At 48.3% G+C, this 19,629-nt stretch carries 7 protein-coding genes; 2 read left to right on the forward strand and 5 right to left on the reverse strand.

Going from position 1 to position 19,629, the window contains the following annotated elements:
* Positions 1-148 precede the first annotated feature (148 nt).
* A complete protein-coding gene (locus tag NLX78_RS11740) occupies positions 149-1,069 on the forward strand; it encodes an SMP-30/gluconolactonase/LRE family protein (protein ID WP_254350485.1) in 921 nt (306 codons plus the stop codon).
* Between the two features lie 94 nt (positions 1,070-1,163).
* Here NLX78_RS11740 and NLX78_RS11745 read toward each other — a convergent pair whose 3' ends face one another.
* From NLX78_RS11745 to hpf, 4 genes are all read right to left on the reverse strand, one after another.
* On the reverse strand, positions 1,164-2,063 hold the full coding sequence (locus NLX78_RS11745; RefSeq protein WP_254350580.1) for a YitT family protein: 900 nt from the start codon (positions 2,061-2,063) through the stop codon (positions 1,164-1,166).
* A gap of 97 nt (positions 2,064-2,160) precedes the next feature.
* Positions 2,161-3,274 (reverse strand): peptide chain release factor 2 gene (gene prfB, locus NLX78_RS11750; protein WP_155765234.1). Its coding sequence is split into 2 segments (ribosomal slippage): positions 2,161-3,201 and positions 3,203-3,274, totalling 1,113 coding nucleotides; the frame shifts between segments, so codons are not numbered across the junction.
* A gap of 457 nt (positions 3,275-3,731) precedes the next feature.
* The gene (gene secA / locus NLX78_RS11755) at positions 3,732-6,182 is read right to left on the reverse strand and encodes a preprotein translocase subunit SecA (protein WP_069290528.1); all 2,451 of its coding nucleotides are present in this window, start codon (positions 6,180-6,182) and stop codon (positions 3,732-3,734) included.
* A gap of 412 nt (positions 6,183-6,594) precedes the next feature.
* Complete coding sequence (gene hpf / locus NLX78_RS11760; protein ID WP_254350486.1) at positions 6,595-7,155, reverse strand: ribosome hibernation-promoting factor, HPF/YfiA family; 561 nt, start codon at positions 7,153-7,155, stop codon at positions 6,595-6,597.
* 434 nt (positions 7,156-7,589) lie between these two features.
* Between hpf and NLX78_RS11765 the strand changes: the two genes are divergently transcribed.
* On the forward strand, positions 7,590-18,665 hold the full coding sequence (locus tag NLX78_RS11765; RefSeq protein ID WP_254350487.1) for a DUF7507 domain-containing protein: 11,076 nt from the start codon (positions 7,590-7,592) through the stop codon (positions 18,663-18,665).
* A gap of 158 nt (positions 18,666-18,823) precedes the next feature.
* On the opposite strand, the gene NLX78_RS11770 is transcribed toward NLX78_RS11765, so the two are convergent.
* Positions 18,824-19,021 (reverse strand): cold shock domain-containing protein, encoded by a 198-nt coding sequence (locus NLX78_RS11770; RefSeq protein ID WP_013312263.1) that lies wholly within the window; start codon positions 19,019-19,021, stop codon positions 18,824-18,826.
* Positions 19,022-19,629: the final 608 nt, after the last annotated feature.

A 19,629-nucleotide genomic window follows, 5' to 3' on the forward strand; every position in this document is an offset into this window, starting at 1 on the left:
TTGCTGCACTATATGAGCTTGTTGAACATGAAGGGAGTACACGCAGCACTACACACAAGAGCAAATCACATGGGCTGCATCTAGTGAATCTGCGCAGAGGAGCCGCTGAAGCGGATAATTGGGTCGAAAATAAACCAAAACGTTAGGAGTGCTACACATCGAAACATATACAGCAAATATCGTTATAGATGCAAAAGCAAAGTTAGGCGAGGGTCCCAGCTGGGATCAGCGGTTTCAGCGTTTATTTTGGGTCGATATTGAAGGCTTTCAATTGCATATCTATGATCCTTCTACGTGCACAGATCGTACAATAGATGTTGGTGAACATATTGGTGCAGTTGTACCTTATCTCAAAAATAAAGTGATCGTAGCGCTGATTAGCGGTCTATATTGTTTGGATATTGAGACAGGGGCCAAAGTATTGATTCATGATCCAGAGGAAGGTAGACCAGGTAATCGTTTTAATGATGGAAAATGCGATCCTGCAGGGCGTTTTTTAGCAGGAACAATGAGCCTAAATGACGAACACGCGCAAGGGGCACTGTATAGCTTGAGCACAAAAGGTCATGTCTCCTTACTGATTGATAAAGCCTCCATATCTAATGGATTAGCCTGGAGCGCAGATCATCGTACAATGTATTACATTGATACTCCAACATTGGAGGTCGTCTCCTTCGATTACGATGTGGCACAAGGCACGATTAGGAATAAGCAACTGGTGGCTAGATTGGATGAAAGTGAAGGGTATCCAGATGGCATGACAATCGATGCAGAGGGCATGTTGTGGATCGCGAGATGGGGCGGTAAACGGGTCTCCCGTATCCATCCTGCTCATGGAGAAGTGATTGCTGAGGTGTCACTCCCCGTCAATTGTGTGACTTCGTGCGCTTTTGGCGGTGAACATCTGGATGAGTTATATATTACGACTGCTCAAGATGATAATAGTGCCGATCAACCCTTAGCAGGCGGTCTATTCATGGTGAAAACAGGCGTAAAAGGGACGCCAACCTCGTATTTCAATCAAGGACAAACGGCAAATTGGCTTGAACGATTAGTAAAAAGAATCTAGTAAAGCCATTCTGAAGAGAGAAGAGCCCACTAATGTAGTGGGCTCTCCTGCATGGATTCAGTTAAGAGCATGCCTCCAGAAGGCCCTCTTGGTTTCAGCTTTCCTTCTTAAACCCTTCACCCAATACCTCACGAGTATTACTAATAATCACAAAGGCTTCTGGGTCTACCAAGCGGACGAGCGTTTTAAGGCGAGTTACCTCGTTTTGTCCGACTACAACCATAAGCACAGGACGTTCTTCGTTCGTGTAGCCGCCCCGTCCCGCCAGCTCTGTCAATCCCCGGTCCAAATCCTGCAAAATAGCCTGCGTGATCGTTTCTTTCTGATTGGATATGATGTAAGCCACTTTGGAGTAGCTCAGTCCCATTTCCACGGCATCAATGACCTTGCCCGTTACAAACAAGCCGATCAATGCATACAGCGCCCGTTCCGGCGAGAGGGTGAAACCAGCCAGTGTAATCACCGTGCCATCCATCAACATGACACAGAGAGAAAGACTAAAACCCGTATACTTTTGAATAATCTGCGCCAAAATAGCCAGTCCACCCGTCGAGCCCCTGCCCCGAAACACGGTACCTAAACCCAATCCTACTCCGATTCCACCATATAGCGAAGCCAGCAACGGATTTGTTGTCGGTACTGCCCAGTCCTTCGTCACATAAACGAACAGCGGGAGCATAATACTTCCCAGCAGAGAACGTAAACCGTATTTTTTCCCTAACAGCAGGACCCCTGCTATAAATAACGGAATATTCATTCCCCACTGCGTATAGGCTGGTTCCAGGCCAAACAGGTCCTCGCCCAAGATTGACAAGCCCGATACACCCCCGGATGCAATCCGGTTTGGGAGCAAGAACATGTTAAAGGTCAGCGCTGTAATGAAAGAGCCGAGTATAATCAGTAAAATATCGGTCACGTTGCGTGCGGGTCCGCTGGCGGCAATCAGAGGCTTGCGTCGTCTTCGGCGGGCAGCGGGAGGATTCAATTGAAACATCATTCGTGTTCTCCTTTAGTTAAAAAATACCGTTACACAAAAATTCCTACAGTCCGCAGGCACATGGTCTGCGGACTGTAGGAAAACGTACAGGCTATTATTCTGCGTCCAGCTTAATTTGGCTGCGCAGGTAACCATCGATGAATGGATCGAGATCGCCATCCATGACAGCTCCTACGTTGCCAGTCTCCACGCTAGTACGGTGATCCTTAACCATGCTGTATGGATGGAACACGTAGGAGCGAATTTGGCTTCCCCATGCAATATCGGACTGTTCTCCGCGGATTTCGTCCAATTGCTGACGTTGCTCTTCGATCTTACGCTCGTAGAGCTTGGAACGGAGCATCGTCATGGCACGCTCTCGGTTCTTGATCTGGGAACGTTCATTCTGACAGGTCACGACAATACCGGAAGGTAAATGCGTAATCCGAACGGCTGAATCGGTCGTATTAATATGCTGACCGCCCGCACCACTGGCCCGGTACGTATCAATTTTAAGATCTTCCGTGCGGATTTCAATGTCCACATCATCCGCAATTTCCGGCACCACATCACAGGATACGAACGATGTATGCCGACGGCCGGAGGAATCAAATGGAGAGATACGAACCAGCCGATGCACGCCTTTCTCCGCTTTCAGATAGCCGTAGGCATTATAGCCTTTAATCAATAGTGTTACACTCTTAATCCCTGCTTCATCACCCGCTAGATAATCCAGGGTCTCTACCTTAAAGCCCCGTTTTTCAGCCCAGCGTGTATACATCCGTAGCAACATTTGCCCCCAGTCTTGGGACTCAGTTCCGCCTGCTCCCGGATGCAACTCTAGAATGGCATTAAGTTTGTCATACGGCTGATTCAAAAGCAATTGCAATTCAAACTCCTGAAGCTTGCTCAGCAGAGAAGTGACACTGTTCTCGATCTCTCCAGCCAGTGTTTCATCGCCTTCCTCATCAGCCAACTCAGCCATCATACCAGCGTCTTCATATTCCTGACGAAGCTGTTCATAGCTGTCTACTGATGACTTAACAGCATTCATTTCTGCAATTACACCTTGAGCCTTATCATTATCATCCCAAAAGTCAGGTGCAGCCATCTTTACTTCAAAGTTTGCGATCATTTCCTGTTTGAGATCTAAGTCAAAGAGACCCCCTAAGGTTTGTTAGTTTCTTGCCTATTTCTCGCAAATCATGCTTTACACTTGGATCAATCATGATGTCATTCTCCTTTTAATATATGGTTAGGGGGAGTGGAGCGTTGTGAGTTACGGCTGGGTGAGGAGACGCTACGCGAATGATTTGATCTTACGATCGCTGACGCTTCTCCAGATTCAAATCCTCCGCTTCGCTACCGACCGCCGTAAACACCGTAAAGTCAAACTGCTTTTTAAATAACTGGCTCTGGTTATGTGAGCCAGATTAACTGCTCAATTAACTGACAAACAAGCAGATACCTGCTTGCTTGTCATAATTGTTTTAAAAGAATTGAGAGCAATCTAGCCATTCACCAATATTCAAACTGATCCTCCAACAGAGAGCTATAAGTTGAACACATCAATCTCACCCCTGTATGGCACAAAATGGCCGACGGTCAGTGGTTGAACTGCCGCCTGCCATTATATGCACTGCAGGGAATAGTGTATCTCAAGATCTCTCCCTTAATTTCAATCCGTTATTTTCTACGCGGACGCGAAGGAGCGGATTTCTTTTTAGGAGCCGCGGGTTCACCACTCGTCGAGATTTTGTCTTCGTCGATGACAGCTTGACGCTCTTGATTGGATTCAATTTGTGCTTTCATGATGTATGTCGCTACTTCCTCTTGGATGCTAGCAATCATAGCATGGAACATTTCGAAGCCTTCAAATTGATATTCGCGCAGCGGATCGGTACCGCCGTAAGCACGCAAGTGAATACCTTGACGCAATTGATCCATAGCATCAATATGGTCCATCCATTTGCTATCGACTGCACGCAGTACGATAACTTTCTCGAACTCGCGTACCATATCTTCGCCAATCATTTCTTCACGGCTGTGGTATCTGTTGGTCACTTTTTCGAAGATCATATCCACGATCTCCTCTTTTTCTTTCCCCCACAGGTCGTCACGCGTAAGTGTATTTTCCTCAAGCAGGTTGTTGTTTACATACTCTGCTACTTCTTCAAGTTCCCAGTTTTCAGGAATGTCATCGCCGCAATGAGCTTCCACGACGCGCTCAATGACAGGCTTGATCATGTCAAACACAATTTCCTTGATGTTCTCTGATTCCAGCACCTCACGGCGTTGCTTGTAAATAATAGCACGCTGCTGGTTCATTACATCATCATACTGGAGAACGACTTTACGTTGATCAAAGTTGTTGCCTTCGACACGTTTTTGAGCTGATTCGATAGCACGTGTAATCATACGGCTCTCGATAGGTTGGTCTTCCTCGAAGCCCAAACGCTCCATCATATTCAGTACGTTGTCCGCACCAAAACGCTTCATTAACTCATCGCCCAGCGATAAGTAAAACTGTGTGGAACCCGGATCACCCTGACGTCCTGCACGTCCGCGAAGCTGATTATCAATACGACGGGATTCATGACGTTCTGTACCGATGATGTGCAAACCACCCAGTTCTGATACGCCTTCGCCCAGTACGATGTCAGTACCGCGTCCAGCCATGTTGGTAGCGATGGTAACTGCGCCAGCTTCACCTGCACGGGAAATAATCTCAGCTTCCTCAGCATGATACTTGGCGTTAAGCACTTTGTGACGAACGCCTTTGCGTTTCAGCATTTCAGAAAGAAGCTCCGAGTTTTCAATAGAAACCGTACCTACCAATATCGGTTGGTTCTTTTTATTGCGCTCCAGGATTTCATCTACCACTGCATGGAATTTGCCTTTTACGCTCTTGTATACAACGTCAGGCATATCTACACGCTGGTTAGGCCGATTCGTTGGAATTTGGAGTACTTCCAGACCATATATTTTTTTGAATTCTTCTTCTTCTGTTTTCGCTGTACCCGTCATCCCTGCCAATTTGCGGTACATACGGAAATAGTTTTGGAATGTAATCGTCGCCAGCGTCATACTTTCATTTTGTACAATGATGTTTTCCTTCGCTTCAATGGCTTGATGCAAACCATCACTATAACGGCGGCCAGCCATCAGACGACCTGTAAACTCATCGACAATCAGAACTTCACCGTCAGCTACGACATAATCCACATCCAAACGCATAATAGCATTAGCCTTCAATGCCTGTACAATGTGATGATTGATTGTAACACTTTCCTGATCGTACAAGTTTTCGAGACCAAAGAAATTTTCAGCTTTGGATACGCCGTTTTCGGTCAAAGCAACCGACTTCACCTTAATATCCAGCGTGTAATCTTCTTCAACATTCAGGCTCTTCACAAACCGGTCGGCCGCGAAATACAGCTCTGTCGATTTCTGAGCTTGTCCTGAAATAATCAATGGTGTACGAGCTTCATCGACGAGAATGGAATCGACCTCATCAATGATACAGAAGTACAACGGACGTTGAACCATCTGCTCTTTGTAAAGCACCATATTATCGCGTAGATAATCGAACCCGAACTCGTTGTTTGTACCGTACGTGATATCACAAGCATACGCTTCCTGCTTGGCGGCATGATCCATATTGGCCAAATTCAGGCCTACGGACATTCCCAGGAAGTTATAAATCTGTCCCATTTCTCCGCTGTCACGTTGCGCCAAATAGTCATTGACCGTAACCACGTGCACGCCTTTGCCCAACAGAGCATTCAAATAAACCGGCAGTGTTCCTACCAGTGTTTTACCTTCACCGGTTTTCATTTCGGCAATTTTACCTTCATGCAGCGCAATACCGCCGAGCAACTGTACGTCATAATGACGTTTACCCAGCACCCGTTTGGACGCTTCACGAACAGTTGCAAAAGCTTCCGGCAAAATTTCTTCAGCCGTAGTCCCTTGTTCGACCCGAGCTTTAAATTCCTCCGTCTTCGCTTGCAACTCCTCATCCGAGAGCTTTTCGAAATCCGGCTCTATCTTATTGATCAGTTCAACCGTCTTCATTAAACGCTTGACATCACGTTCATTGGTATCTCCGAAGATTTTCTTAACAATTCCTAGCATGGTTTACCCCTTTCACGCAAAACAATTAATAGAATCAATTTCACAATAAGAAAGGGTCCATGATGAAATTGATTCCCGATATGTTTGACAGGCCCGGCTGTACCAGCCCATCGTGCGATGTTCTTTGCATAAATTGTAACAGTTTGTAGGACATGCCGCAACACAAGCAGCCTCCAGATTTGCATCCGGTTAAAGATACCAAAACAATTGACGCACGAAATACACAACTTGGTTACACTTATCCAAGTTGAATTTTCCTTACATTTACAAAAAAACATATAAAAGAGCCTTATCCCGCCAGGTTCGCAAGGATAAGGCTCGTGTTGTTTTCATTTTCCTAATATCCATGAAGCATGCTTCAATCGAAATCGTTCTATTCATTTTAAAATGTGAAAAGTCCCTACTTCACAGGCTATTCCCGTTCGATCAGACCGTATTTACCATCATTGCGCTTGTAAACTACGTTAACTTCTTCGTTGTCAATATTGGAAAATACAAAGAAATTATGTCCAACCATGTTCATTTGAAGAATAGCTTCTTCCACATCCATAGGTTTCAATAAGAAACGCTTGGTGCGGACGACTTCCAGCTCATCCAGTTCTACATCCTCATCTTCAGCAACAGCCACGCCACCTGCCGGATCTTCCGCAAAAAGGGTTTTCAAACTACCTTCCTGACGGAATTTTCGGTTTAGCTTGGTTTTGTGCTTGCGAATTTGCCGCTCAAGCTTGTCTACCACGGCATCAATGGATGCATACATGTCATCGCTCTCGTCTTCGGCACGGAGTACAAGCCCCGGCAAAGGAATGGTTACTTCTACAGTGTGCAAATCTCTGGTTGTGCTTAACGTTACACTTCCATCAGACGTCGGGGGTGCATCGAAATACTTTTCAAGTCTGCTGAATTTCTTATCAACGTAGTCCTTCAAAGCGTCGGTAACCTCGATCTGTTGACCTCGTACTGTTAAGTTCATAGGGCACGCCTCCTTTGCCCCTTCAGTATAGCACATATGTTAACGCCAAGTAAAAAAAGAGACCAACATTCCGAAGCTATTTTACAAAATTCTTCTTTTTTCGCTAAAACGCTCCCGATAACGTCATTCTTTGAAAACAGGTATGTTTAAAATCGACTTGCATACATATGTGAATAATGAGTGCATATACGAATATTGCTCCGCTGACGTCCTGACAAACAACTATTTTGGGCTTCATGCTAAGCGATTTTTATCGAAAAAGGGGGTGTCCCTTTCCCGCTGAACAGGTACATGGACTTGTGCGGTATGCAAGGCCTGGTTACAACCCAGACAATTTATACGAAAGGATTATTACACCCAGCCTAGCTGGCTCTTCCTATACGGAGATCCCAAGATAACGGATTTGGAAGAGATGGAAAGTAGGAAGCTAATCCATGGCTTTTATTCAGCGTTACGTAACGAACCAGACGGGGGCTGTCACCTTTATAGGGAATACACTTGGGCTGGCACGCTCTAATTCGGTAGGAGTGCCGGGAACAACGACCAGCATTGGCGCGTTCATCACAACCAATACAGCCTCTCGCTTCGGCACGTATCCATTTGGCACGACTTCTGCCTTTACCAGTAACTCATCGACAGCATTCCTTGTGCTCCCTGCGGGCAGTACGGTGCTGTACGCTGAGCTTATTTGGGGAGGAAGTTATGCCAACGGCAGTACCAATGTATTGTCCAGCACCAACAACCCGGTCACATTTCAGACACCTGCTTTATCTACTACGGTCAGTCCTGAATCTGCAACATCAGTCAACGTCACCAGTCTCAGTACCTATGTGAGAACAGCGAATGTCACAAATCTGGTCATTCAAGGCGGTGCAGGGGCATACACGGTCGGAAATGTGACGGGCACCATCACGGTTCCCGATTCCACCAACACCAACCATGCCGGCTGGACGCTGGCTGTGGTGTACAATAACCCATCTCTGCCCTTCCGTAACCTGTCGCTACGCGTTGGTGGTGAAGGGGTCAGTACCGCTACAGGCTCGGTTAATGTGGTGGTGAGTGGCTTTGCCACGCCCGTACAGGGGACTTTGCGCGGTAGGGCGCTGATTAGCGCCCAAGAGGGTGACGTGGACATCACTGGTGACCGTGCGTTGTTTGGACCTACCACATCCAGTTTGACTGCGTTGTCTGGGCCTAATAATTTTTCAACTAATTTTTTCGCTTCTCAAATAAACGGAGACGACGGTACATTGGTCATGACCGGGACCTTCGGTACAACTAATGCCGTGAATGGGGCACCTGGAACGCAGGTGACGGGCGGAAGGCAAGGCTGGGACATTACCAATGTCGATATTTCCTCCACGCTGCTCAACAGCCAAACCACAGGCGTCCTCCAGCTGACAACAAATGGCGACATTTACACTGTAAATGCCAATGCCATTCAAATTGATATCAATGCTCCGCTGGTGACCCTGACCAAAACTGCCAGCTCTACAGGCTTGGTTATTGGCGATACAGTTACCTATACGGTTAACATTTCGAATACGGGGCTCGTCAGTGCTTCCAACACAGTGCTTACCGATACCATACCAGCCGGGGCTACCTTCGTACCCGGCAGTGTTGTTGTCGCGGGCACAGCGCAGCCAACAGCCAATCCCGCTACAGGTATCACAGTGGGCAGTGTAGCTCCTGCTTCCACGGTAACCATTACATTCCGTGCAATCGTCACTTCATTGCCAGCAAACACCCAACTGGGCAATCAGGCATCGGCATCCTTTTCCTTTCAAACCGTGCCTGGAGGGCCTGTCATATCTGGCAACGTTCCGTCCAACACTGCCAGTACACCGATTTACCAGCCCGTCATCAGTATGGTTAAAAGTGCCAATACAACGGCTGCTACAGTTGGAGATACGATTACGTACACGTTTCAGGTATACAACACAGGCAGCATTGCTGCAAATCTCAGCTTTTCGGAGAGCATTCCCGCCGGATCATCCTTCATACCGGGCAGTGTGACCATTGGTGGCTCTTCCGTGCCTGCTGCCAATCCCGCTACTGGTTTTTCAGTAGGAACGATTAATACAGGTGCTACTATACCCGTGACCTTCCAGACCCTCGTCAACGTGGTCCCCGCCTCTGGTAAGCTGACCGATCAGGCGGCTTACACGTATACCTTTACACCGCCTGACGGACGTGTATTGAACGGAAGCGGGACGTCCAACACGCTCACCATTCCCGTATCCTCACCAAATGTGACCGTGACAAAAGCCTCTTCCCTGGCAGCAGCCGCAGTCGGAGAGACTGTTCAATTTACCATAACCGCCACAAACAACGGAATCGCCAATGTGACCAATGTAGTCGTTACCGATCCGCTGCCAAGCGGAGTTGCCTTTGTACCTGGTAGCGTCACCGTGAACGGAACTGTTTCTGCGACTGCTACACCTGTGAACGGCATTCCGATCGGCACTTTAGCTCCAGGCGCATCGGTTACGGTTGTATTTCGGGCAGCTATTAATTCTCTGCCTTCTCCTGCACAGATCAACAATCGTGCAACTGTCAGCTTCACTTCCGGGGCCTTTACCGGATCATCTTTATCCAATCTTGTAACCATACCAGTCGTTATTGCAGCGCCGACGATTACTAAAAGCGCAAGCTCCAACCGTGCCAGCGTTGGCGGGACGATTACTTATTCATTTCTCATCGCTAATACCGGAACAGCCGTATTAAACACAACCTTGACGGAAACTGTACCGACAGGCTCCACCTTTATTCCCGGAAGCGTCATTGTCGGCGGGTCCTCAGTGCCAGGCGCCAATCCTAATACGGGAATTTCAGTGGGCACCGTAAGCCCTGGTGCACAAATTACAGTCTCATTCCGGACGACAGTGGATTCCCTACCACCCGGGGGTGGGTTAAACGATCAGGGCCTGCTCCAATATTCATATCAGTTGCAAGACGGAAGAACCCTCTCGGGCTCGCTTCTTTCCAATATTGTTTCCGTATCGATTTCGCTTCCCAACGTAGCAGTAACCAAGTCTGCGGGATTCACATCCGTTAGTGTTGGCGAAACGCTGACCTACAGCGTGAACGCCGTAAATAACGGAATTGACCCCATCACAAACACCGTGATCACCGATCCACTCCCCGGCAGCGTGTCATTTGTACCCGGGAGCGTAACCGTCGGTGGTTCACCTGTGAGCACAGCCGACCCAAGAAGTGGCATTCCAGTCGGCACCATTGGCGCAGGCGCATCCGTACAGGTGTCCTATGCTGTGCTGGTCAATGCCGTTCCGTCCGTACAGCCGCTGCAAAACACAGCCAGTGTCAGCTTCACCAGCGGTGCTTTTACCGGAACATCCCAGACAAATACCGTCTCTGTGCCGGTTTATCAGCCTCGCATCAGTGTGGCCAAATCTGCAAATACAACAGCAGCTACGATAGGCGACACGATTCTGTACACATTGTTGGTCACGAACAGCGGCAACTATAACGCTTCTGTAACGCTGACAGATGCTATTCCTGCCGGGTCCACATTTATGGAGAACAGCGTGGTAATCAATGGTGTTAGTCAGCCCGGAGCCAGTCCAGCAGCAGGTATTTTCATCGGAACCGTGTCGCCGCAAAGCCCTATCACATTGACATTCCAAACTGTAGTGGCTTCTCTTCCAACACCATCCCAACTGACAGACCAGGCCACCGCCGCCATTTCCTTTACGTTGCCCGATGGGCGAGTGCGAACAGATAGCACATCGTCCAACGTATTATCCATTCCTCTGTCAGCGCCGAATGTGTCCATTTCGAAGACTACAGACCGTTCCACCGCCATTCCGGGTGATTCGGTGTTATACACCCTGACCGTACTCAACAACGGAATCCAGACCGTGAGCAATGTGGTCGTTTCCGATCCTATACCGGCCGGCTCTCAATTCACTGCGGGTAGCGTAACGCTGAATGGCTCCACAATAGCCAGTGGAGATCCGTCTTTAGGTATCGTAATTGGGAGCATTGCCGCTGGAGGGGGAGCTACGATCACTTTCAGAGCAATGGTATCCTCTCCATTGCCAAGTCCGCCGCAGCTCACCAATCAATCGCGTGTCAGCTACACCAGCGGTGCTTTTTCAGGCGTATCCGTATCTAACCCGGTGACAGTGGCTTTGAACGCTCCGGTATTAAGCGTAAGCAAAACCGCCGAGCCTATATCAGCCACAGTCGGGAACATCGTAACGTACTCTGTGGCAGTAACCAACAGCGGTAATATTGCAGCTGCTGCCACATTGACAGACAATATTCCCGCAGGCTCAGCACTGGTACCGAACAGTGTGGTTGTCAACGGTGTTCCTATTCCCGGTGCCAGTCCCGAAACAGGTCTGTCTATTGGCTCCATTGCACCTGGAGCCGTGACTCAAACAACTTTTCAGGTGGTGATTACTTCCGTGCCTTTACCTCCCCAACTCACCGACCAGGCGAATATCAGCTTTTCCTTTCAACCGCCTGATGGCCGGATTGTTAACGGCAATGTTTCGTCCAATATTGTCACAATTCCTGTATCATCACCCAATGTGCAGGTAAGCAAAAGTGCTTCGGTAGCTGACGCAGTTCCCGGTGATACAATAACTTATACCATTACAGCTACCAATAGCGGAGTCCAAACCGTGACGGATGTTCGGGTAAACGATACGATCTCGTCGGGCTCCACTTTTGTTCCTGGCTCGGTTATTGTAAATGGAACGACATTGCCGTCAGCCAGCCCCTTAACGGGGATACCAATCGGTTCCATCGCTGCTGGAGCGTCAACAACCGTCACCTTTTCCGTGTCTGTCAACAGCCTGCCTGCCCCCCCTCAGCTGAGTGATCAGGCTACAGTTTCTTTTACCAGCGGTACACTGAACTTCACATCACTCTCTAACACAGTTGTCGTCCCTGTTTACCAGCCTATTATCAGTCTTGTTAAAATCGCAAATACGAGTCAAGCAACGGTAGGCGACACCGTAGTCTATACACTCACCGCCCAAAATACAGGTAATCTAGCAGCGACCGCCACCTTCACCGATGCCATTCCATCAGGCTCCTCCTTTATACCGAATAGCGTCACCGTGAACGGTCTGCCTGTTGCTGGAGCCAATCCTCAATCAGGGGTAGTGGTCGGAAACATTGCAGCAGGGGCTTCTGTCGCCCTTACCTTTCAAGTGGTCATTAACGCTGTCCCTACTGGTTTGGGTCTATTAAATCAAGGTTCGGCCACATTCACCTTCCAGCCACCTGACGGCCGCACATTAAATGGGAGCGCACAATCGAATCCGGTGTTCATTCCCGTATCCAATCCGAATGTCACCGTGACCAAAACGGTCAATCAGACTTCTGTTGCCTTCGGCGATACCATTACGTATACCATTAATGCAGTAAATAGCGGCATTACACCCGTGACGGGAACTGTCTTTATCGACCCGATTGCTGATGGCACTACTTTTATACCTAACTCCGTACAAGTCAATGGTGTCACTATACCGGGAGCCAACATCGCCACAGGCGTATCCGTAGGCACTGTCCCTGCTGCCGGCTCAGTAACGGTCACCTTCCAGACCACGGTAACATCCTTGCCAGCGTCAGGTTTGTCAACGGATCAGGCAACGGTCTCTTTTAATTCCGGGGCTTTCGCAGGTCAATCCGCCTCGAATCAGGTCAGTCTGCCTGTATTTCAGCCAATCTTGAATGTGACCAATACCCTCAGTGCAGATCGTGCAACCGTAGGGAATACACTTGGCTTTTTCATCCCTGTAACCAATACCGGCAACGCGCCCGCAGAAACGGTCGTGCTTGATCTGTTATCCAGCTCGCTTAGTCTGAATCAAAATAGCGTACTGGTCAACGGTTCGCCCATTCCCGGAGCAGACCCGATTACAGGCATTAATATCGGTTCAGTTGCCCCAGGTGCGACGGTAACCGTCTCGTTTAGCGCCGTGGTCATATCAGTACCACCTGGCTCCATACTAACCAACCAGGCCACTGTGAACTACACGTTCCAGTTACCAGATGGACGAATGCTGACCGGAAATGGTGCAGCCCTACCTGTATCCATTCCGATCTCATCACCGAATGTTACCGCCACGAAGGCAGCTGATGTGGCTGTCGCTGTCGTGGGTGATTCTATCCCCTATGTCATAACTGCGTTTAATAATGGACTCGATCCTGTTACTAACGTAATCGTCACGGATACTATTCCTTTTGGAACTGCCTTTGTCCCGGGCAGCGTTACAATCAATGGTACACCTGTTGTTACAGCCAATCCGCAAAACGGCATTCCTGTCGGAACGCTTGGAGCTGGGGGCGGAGCCACCATTCGCTTTTTGCTTAACGTACAATCACTGCCTTCGCCAGCGTCCATTACCAATGAAGCGACCGTCAGCTTTACTTCAGGTGTATTTAACGGATTTTCGGTATCCAATCCCGTTACCATCCCTGTGTATCAACCGATCGTCACTGTAACTAAAAGCGCGGGAACGGGAAGAGCTACGGTTGGTGATACTGTAACCTATACATTCTCCGTTACGAACTCTGGAAACATCGGCGCAGATACCGTGCTTAGTGATCCCATTCCGGCAGGGGCTGCTTTTATACCTAATAGTGTAGTGATCAATGGTACCGCCGCACCTGGTTCAGATCCAAGTGTTGGGATTCCATTAGGTATCATAGGTGCAGCTACGACTGTCACTCTGACCTTTCAGGCAGTCATTACCTCACTGCCCGCATCAGGTACATTGGTCAATCAGGCGACCGCAGCTTACAGCTATCAACCTCCAGATGGTCGTGTCCTGACTGGAAGTGCAGTATCTCCGTCTGTGACCGTCTCGGTCTCTTCGCCAGATGTGGACGTTATCAAAACAGCCTCCGCTACAGATGCCGTAGTCGGAGATACCATTACGTATACTGTGATTGCTACGAATAACGGAATCAGTCAAGTCGCCAATGCCGTTGTATCTGATCCACTGCCACCCGGTACCAGCTTTGTTCCGGGTAGCGTAACCGTGAATGGAACTTCGGTGCCTGCTGCGTCGCCAAGCTCCGGTATCCCTGTAGGCACCATTGCAGTAGGGGGTTCGGCAGCAGTTACATTCCAGGTCTCCGTCGTTAATCTGCCGCAGCCGCCGCAAATAACCAATCAAGCGACCGTCAGCTTTACTTCAGGCGCGTTGACCTCGTCTTCGCAATCCGATCCGGTCACCTTGCCCGTTTATCAGCCGATCATCGGCCTGACCAAAACCGTGAATACCGTTAATACACAGATCGGGTCAACATTGGTCTATACCCTGACGCTCACCAATACCGGAAATATTGCCGTTATACCTGTGCTGTCGGATAACATTCCCGCAGGTTCTGAACTACTGCCTAACAGCGTAGTCGTTAACGGCATCCTTGTACCAGGAGCTTCGCCAGTTACAGGCATAACGCTCGGATCACTGGCCCCTTCAGGCAGTATTACAGTGAGCTTCCAAACTATCATCTCGTCTCTGCCAACTCCGCCTGTATTGACCGACCAAGGGCAAGCAAACTTTACGTACTCACCGCCAGATGGTAGGGTGCTGAGTGATTCCGTCACATCCAATACAGTCAATGTTGCTGTGTCTGCACCTAATATTCAGGTGACGAAAACATCCAGTCTGGCAGCCGCTGTAGTCGGAGATACGATCAGATATACACTGAGCATCACGAATAGCGGTGTGGATTCAGTCACAGATACTGTTGTAACCGATACAATTCCTGCAGGTACCTCCTTCGTTCCGGGCAGTGTCCTAATCGACGGAGTAGCCTTCCCTAATGCCTCTCCGGTTGCTGGAATTGCCATTGGAAACGTCGCACCTGGAAATACATTCGTCGTCAGTTTCCAAACGACTGTCCAGTCTTTGCCGCAGCCACCACTGCTCACAGATATTGCAGCCGTCACATTTACTAGCGGAACGTTCACTGGCACTGCCTTTTCCGATCCATTCATCGTACCTGTGTTCCAACCGTTAATTGCAATTACTAAGGCATCCAGCACTCTTAACGCCTCCGTCGGCGATACACTGACCTACACGATTACGGCCGTGAATAGCGGCAATATTGCAGCAGCGCTTACCATCAGCGATAACATCCCGGCCGGATCGACTTTCCTTGCCAACAGTGTCAGCATTGCTGGCAGTCCACAACCTGGATTGTCCATCGAAACTGGCGTTCCAGTTGGATCCGTGTTGCCAGGCGGAACGGTATCCGTAACGTTCCAAACCGTTATCAATACTCTGCCTAATCCACAGGTACTGGTCGATCAGGCATCAGGCTCATTCACTTTCCAACCACCAGATGGCAGAACTGTATCTGGATCTGCGGTATCCAATTCAGTTAGTATCTCTGTATCCTCACCAGACGTTAGCATCGTCAAAGGAACGACAGCTACCGACGCCATTATTGGCGATATCATTACCTACACACTGGCTGTCTCCAACAATGGGATCAGTACAGCCAGTAATATAGTGGTTTCAGATATGATTGCGGCGGGAAGCTCCTTTGTGAATGGCAGTGTTACCATAAACGGAACTTCCTTCCCTGATGGAAACCCTGGCTTTGGCATTGCCATCGGTACGCTCGCTCCAGGAGCTGTTACTACCGTTACGTTCCAGGTTCGAGTCGACTTCTTGCCAACACCGGCACAATTAACTAATCAGGCATCCGTTAGCTTTACCAGCGGAGTATTTACTGGCAGCTCAACATCTAATGTGATAACCATTTCGGTCTTCCAGCCGATCCTGACAGCAGTCAAAACAAGCAATACCAATAATGCCACAGTCGGAGACATCATCACTTACACGATTGTCGTATCCAACACGGGTAACATTGCAGCCTCGACTACTGTAAGTGACAATATTCCAGACGGCTCTGTATTCCTTCCCAACACAGTCTCGATTAACGGCATTGCAGCTCCCGGTGCAAGCCCGGTTTCTGGCATCCCGACTCCAGCCATACCACCAGGACAATCGGCAACCGTCACTTTCCAAGTGCTGGTATCCTCCATCCCTGCAACCGTACTACTAGTCGATCAGGCTGAGGTAGACTATCGCTTTAATGCACCAGATGGGCGAGAAGCAGGCGGTTTCCATTTATCCAACATTGTTGAGGTAGCCGTGTCACCGCTAAACATCACATTAAGTAAAAGCGTAAGCTCACCTTTCGCCACTACTGGCGATACCTTGACGTATGAACTCGTGATCCTCAACGAGGATACGAATACCGTGCAAGATGCCCGTTTGCTGGACACTTTGCCAGAGGACATCGAGTTTATTACAGGTTCAGTTCAGATTAATGGATCTGCGGTGGCAGAAAGCGATCCCGGCACTGGCATACCTTTGCCACCGTTAGAAGCGAATACCAAGACTGTCATATCCTTTGATGTCCGTATCACAGCGACAGAACAGCCAGGACCACGTACGAATCAGGCACGCTTGTTACTCTCAAATGGTGAAGAAGCGAGTGCCGTTTTGTCCAATGCTGTCACCATTGCCTTACTTCAGCCTGTGGTGAAACTGACGAAAACAGCCAGCACGGAGAGCGTACAGCCAGGCCAAAGCATCACCTATTCTATCGTCACAGAAAATACGGGAAATATCGGTGCGTTTGGCTTGTTAACGGACTCATTGCCATCGGAGCTTTCTTTTGTTCCTGGCTCTGTTTCGGTTAATGGAATCCCTCAATATGGAGTCAGTCCAGGGCAAGGCATTGCCCTAGGTACCATCGCACCAGGAGAAAAAACGACTACCGTCTTCTCCGCGCTTGTCATTCGTGCCTCCGAGTCTGGCACACTGGTGAATCAAGCTTCGCTGGCTTACTCCTACCAGCTGCCGGACGGACGAAGCACGAATCTGGTAACTGCTTCACCTTCTGTCTCGGTTAAAGTAGCCCCCACTGCTAAAGGAGCCTTGTCAGCCGTGCTACGCACAACAGTGTCTACTGTCGCATTAGGGGATGCTGTACCTTATCAGCTGACTCTTGTTAACGATGGAGGCTCGGTCATTACCGATGTAGTATTAGCCGATTACGTACCGAGTGGAACCAGCATAAACCCGGATAGCTTGAGAATTAACGGTTCTCCACCTGCTGCTAGCAAGCCGGGTGAACCATTATTTATCGGCAGCTTACAGGCGGGACAGACAATGGATGTATCCTACAGCGTGAACGTTCAGTCTCTGCTTCTCGGAGGACGTCTAAACAATAGCGTACGGCTTCAATATGCTGGCAGTGATGGTGCGAGCGAGGTTACCAGCAACACCGTGACTATAACTGTTTTTGATCCACAGCTTGCCGCAAGTATCTCTACGGAAAATACGGAGGCCATCGCAGGAGAAAGCCTTACTTATACGGTACTGCTCAACAACTTTGGCAACGTAACATCCGAAGTTACACTGCAACATTTCATTCCTGCCGTAACTCTATTGATTCCTGACAGCATACAGTTGAACGGTCAGTCACTGTCGGGAGTCGATTCTGCTGTCGGTGTTAGCCTTGGGTCTGTGGAACCCGGACAGTCATTGACACTGACTTATCAAGTGACCGTATTAGAGACGCCTCCATCCGGCTACATCGTAAATCAAGCTGCCTTTGCCTACTCGTTTACGTTACCTGGAGGAAGAGTCGTATCGGGGACATTGAATACCAATACCGTTACGATCCCAGTTGTATTCCCACTGCTCGAATTAGTTAAAAAGGTGAGTACCACGGATGCCTCTGTAGGCGACACACTCACCTTCACCATACAGATTACTAACAAAGGGGGGATCACAGCGCAGTATCCGCTGTTCACAGACCCGTTGCCGCATGGACTCATTTATGTACCCAACAGCCTGACTATTCAAGAAAAAGCACAGCCAGGCGCTAATCTCGCTGCAGGTATCACGCTCCCGGATATTGCACCAGGGGAGACGCTCACCCTTACATTACAGGCACAAATCCGTGAAGCACCTGCAGATGGAACATTCAGCAACCAGGCCACCATCGAATATACCTCACGTCGTAGTGGAGGAGAGACCATTCAGGAAACCTCCCAGACCAACACCGTCGGCGTGACCGTTATTGCAGCCATCCCTAAACTTACGCTTAGCTCCAGCGCTTTGCGTGTCGGCCAAGAAGATACCCTGTCCTTTACCGTCCATGTGGAAAACATCGGAAATACCCCACTGGAAGAGCTCTTGCTCACTGCACCATTTGCAGCCGAAGATTTCATTTTGCTACGAACGGTCACCGTGAATTCTGTGCCACTTCCGCATCCTAACCTGCTCCAAGGTATTCCGTTAGGTCGGCTTGATCCAAACCACAAAGCAGTCATCGTATTCTCTTTCGACATCGAATCTGCGCTCCGCGCGTATCTGATCGCCCAGGTTATCCTGCGCTATCAATTCCGTTATCCAGACGGAAGCGTAGAGAAACAATCTGCCTCCTCCAATACCATTTTTGTGGAGATGGCTGACTTTGACGGTTCTCTAGAGTAAATGTTCTATTGTGTTAAGCTCCTTACCACTGGGTAAGGGGCTTTTTATGTAATTAGAAAACATAAAAAAGCCCTGGAATATATTCCAGGGCAGTTGCTAGCGCGTTATCCATTGCTAACCATCTTACCAATTATGTAGGTCGGCTATGCCGGGGATGATTATAATTTGGTTACGTTAGCGGCTTGTGGTCCACGTGCGCCTTCGACAATGTCGAACTCCACGTCTTGTCCTTCTTCAAGTGTTTTGAAGCCTTCTGTTTGAATTGCGGAAAAATGTACAAATACGTCGCCGCCGTCAGATGTTTCAATGAAACCATAACCTTTTTCTGCGTTAAACCATTTTACTTTACCTTGCATGCACTAACATTCCCTTCGTCATCAAATGAAGTGAAGCTCTCGCCCACATTTCCGACTATACCACCCAAAGTTATCCATTGTCAATTGGAATTGATAATGTTTTCATGTATAGTTATTCCATATATAATACAATGGGTAAATAGTCAACAACTTTGTTCCTTGAACTATTAGAACTTGAACTAAAGTAGACTTACTAATCATGTTTTAAACTATATTTTAGTGCCTGAAACAATAAATTGATAGATTTTTTTGTATAGGTCTTTTTTTCATTTAAACTCAATTAGTGGCTTTACAAATGTAAAAAAAGCTCTCATCCACACAATAAAACGTGTTGGACGAGAGCTTTTTAAAATTATTTCCTACGATCCATCAGAAAACTATCAGGCGTATAGTTAGTTTCATAAGCATTACGTTGCGATTTGGCTTTATTTCTTTGGACAAGCCAATTTTGGGCTTCCTGTTTTAGCGATTGCATGTGCTGCTTTACAATTCCCACTTAACAACAGATATATTATTCTGAATTAGTAATTTCGCTTCACTATTCATATCCATCTAAGTTGTATGTCTTTCTATAAATTCAGAAATATCATTATTGAGCAACAGATTCC

Source organism: Paenibacillus sp. Lou8.1, from assembly GCF_024213565.1.
In the GTDB taxonomy this organism is placed as follows: Bacteria; Bacillota; Bacilli; order Paenibacillales; family Paenibacillaceae; genus Paenibacillus; species Paenibacillus polymyxa_B.

Coding starts and splice junctions, on each gene's coding strand:
- NLX78_RS11745 (WP_254350580.1), bottom strand. CDS start 2,063: ATGTTTCAATTGAATCCTCCCGCTGCCCGCCGAAGACGACGCAAGCCT.
- secA (WP_069290528.1), bottom strand. CDS start 6,182: ATGCTAGGAATTGTTAAGAAAATCTTCGGAGATACCAATGAACGTGAT.
- hpf (WP_254350486.1), bottom strand. CDS start 7,155: ATGAACTTAACAGTACGAGGTCAACAGATCGAGGTTACCGACGCTTTG.
- NLX78_RS11765 (WP_254350487.1), top strand. CDS start 7,590: ATGGCTTTTATTCAGCGTTACGTAACGAACCAGACGGGGGCTGTCACC.
- NLX78_RS11770 (WP_013312263.1), bottom strand. CDS start 19,021: ATGCAAGGTAAAGTAAAATGGTTTAACGCAGAAAAAGGTTATGGTTTC.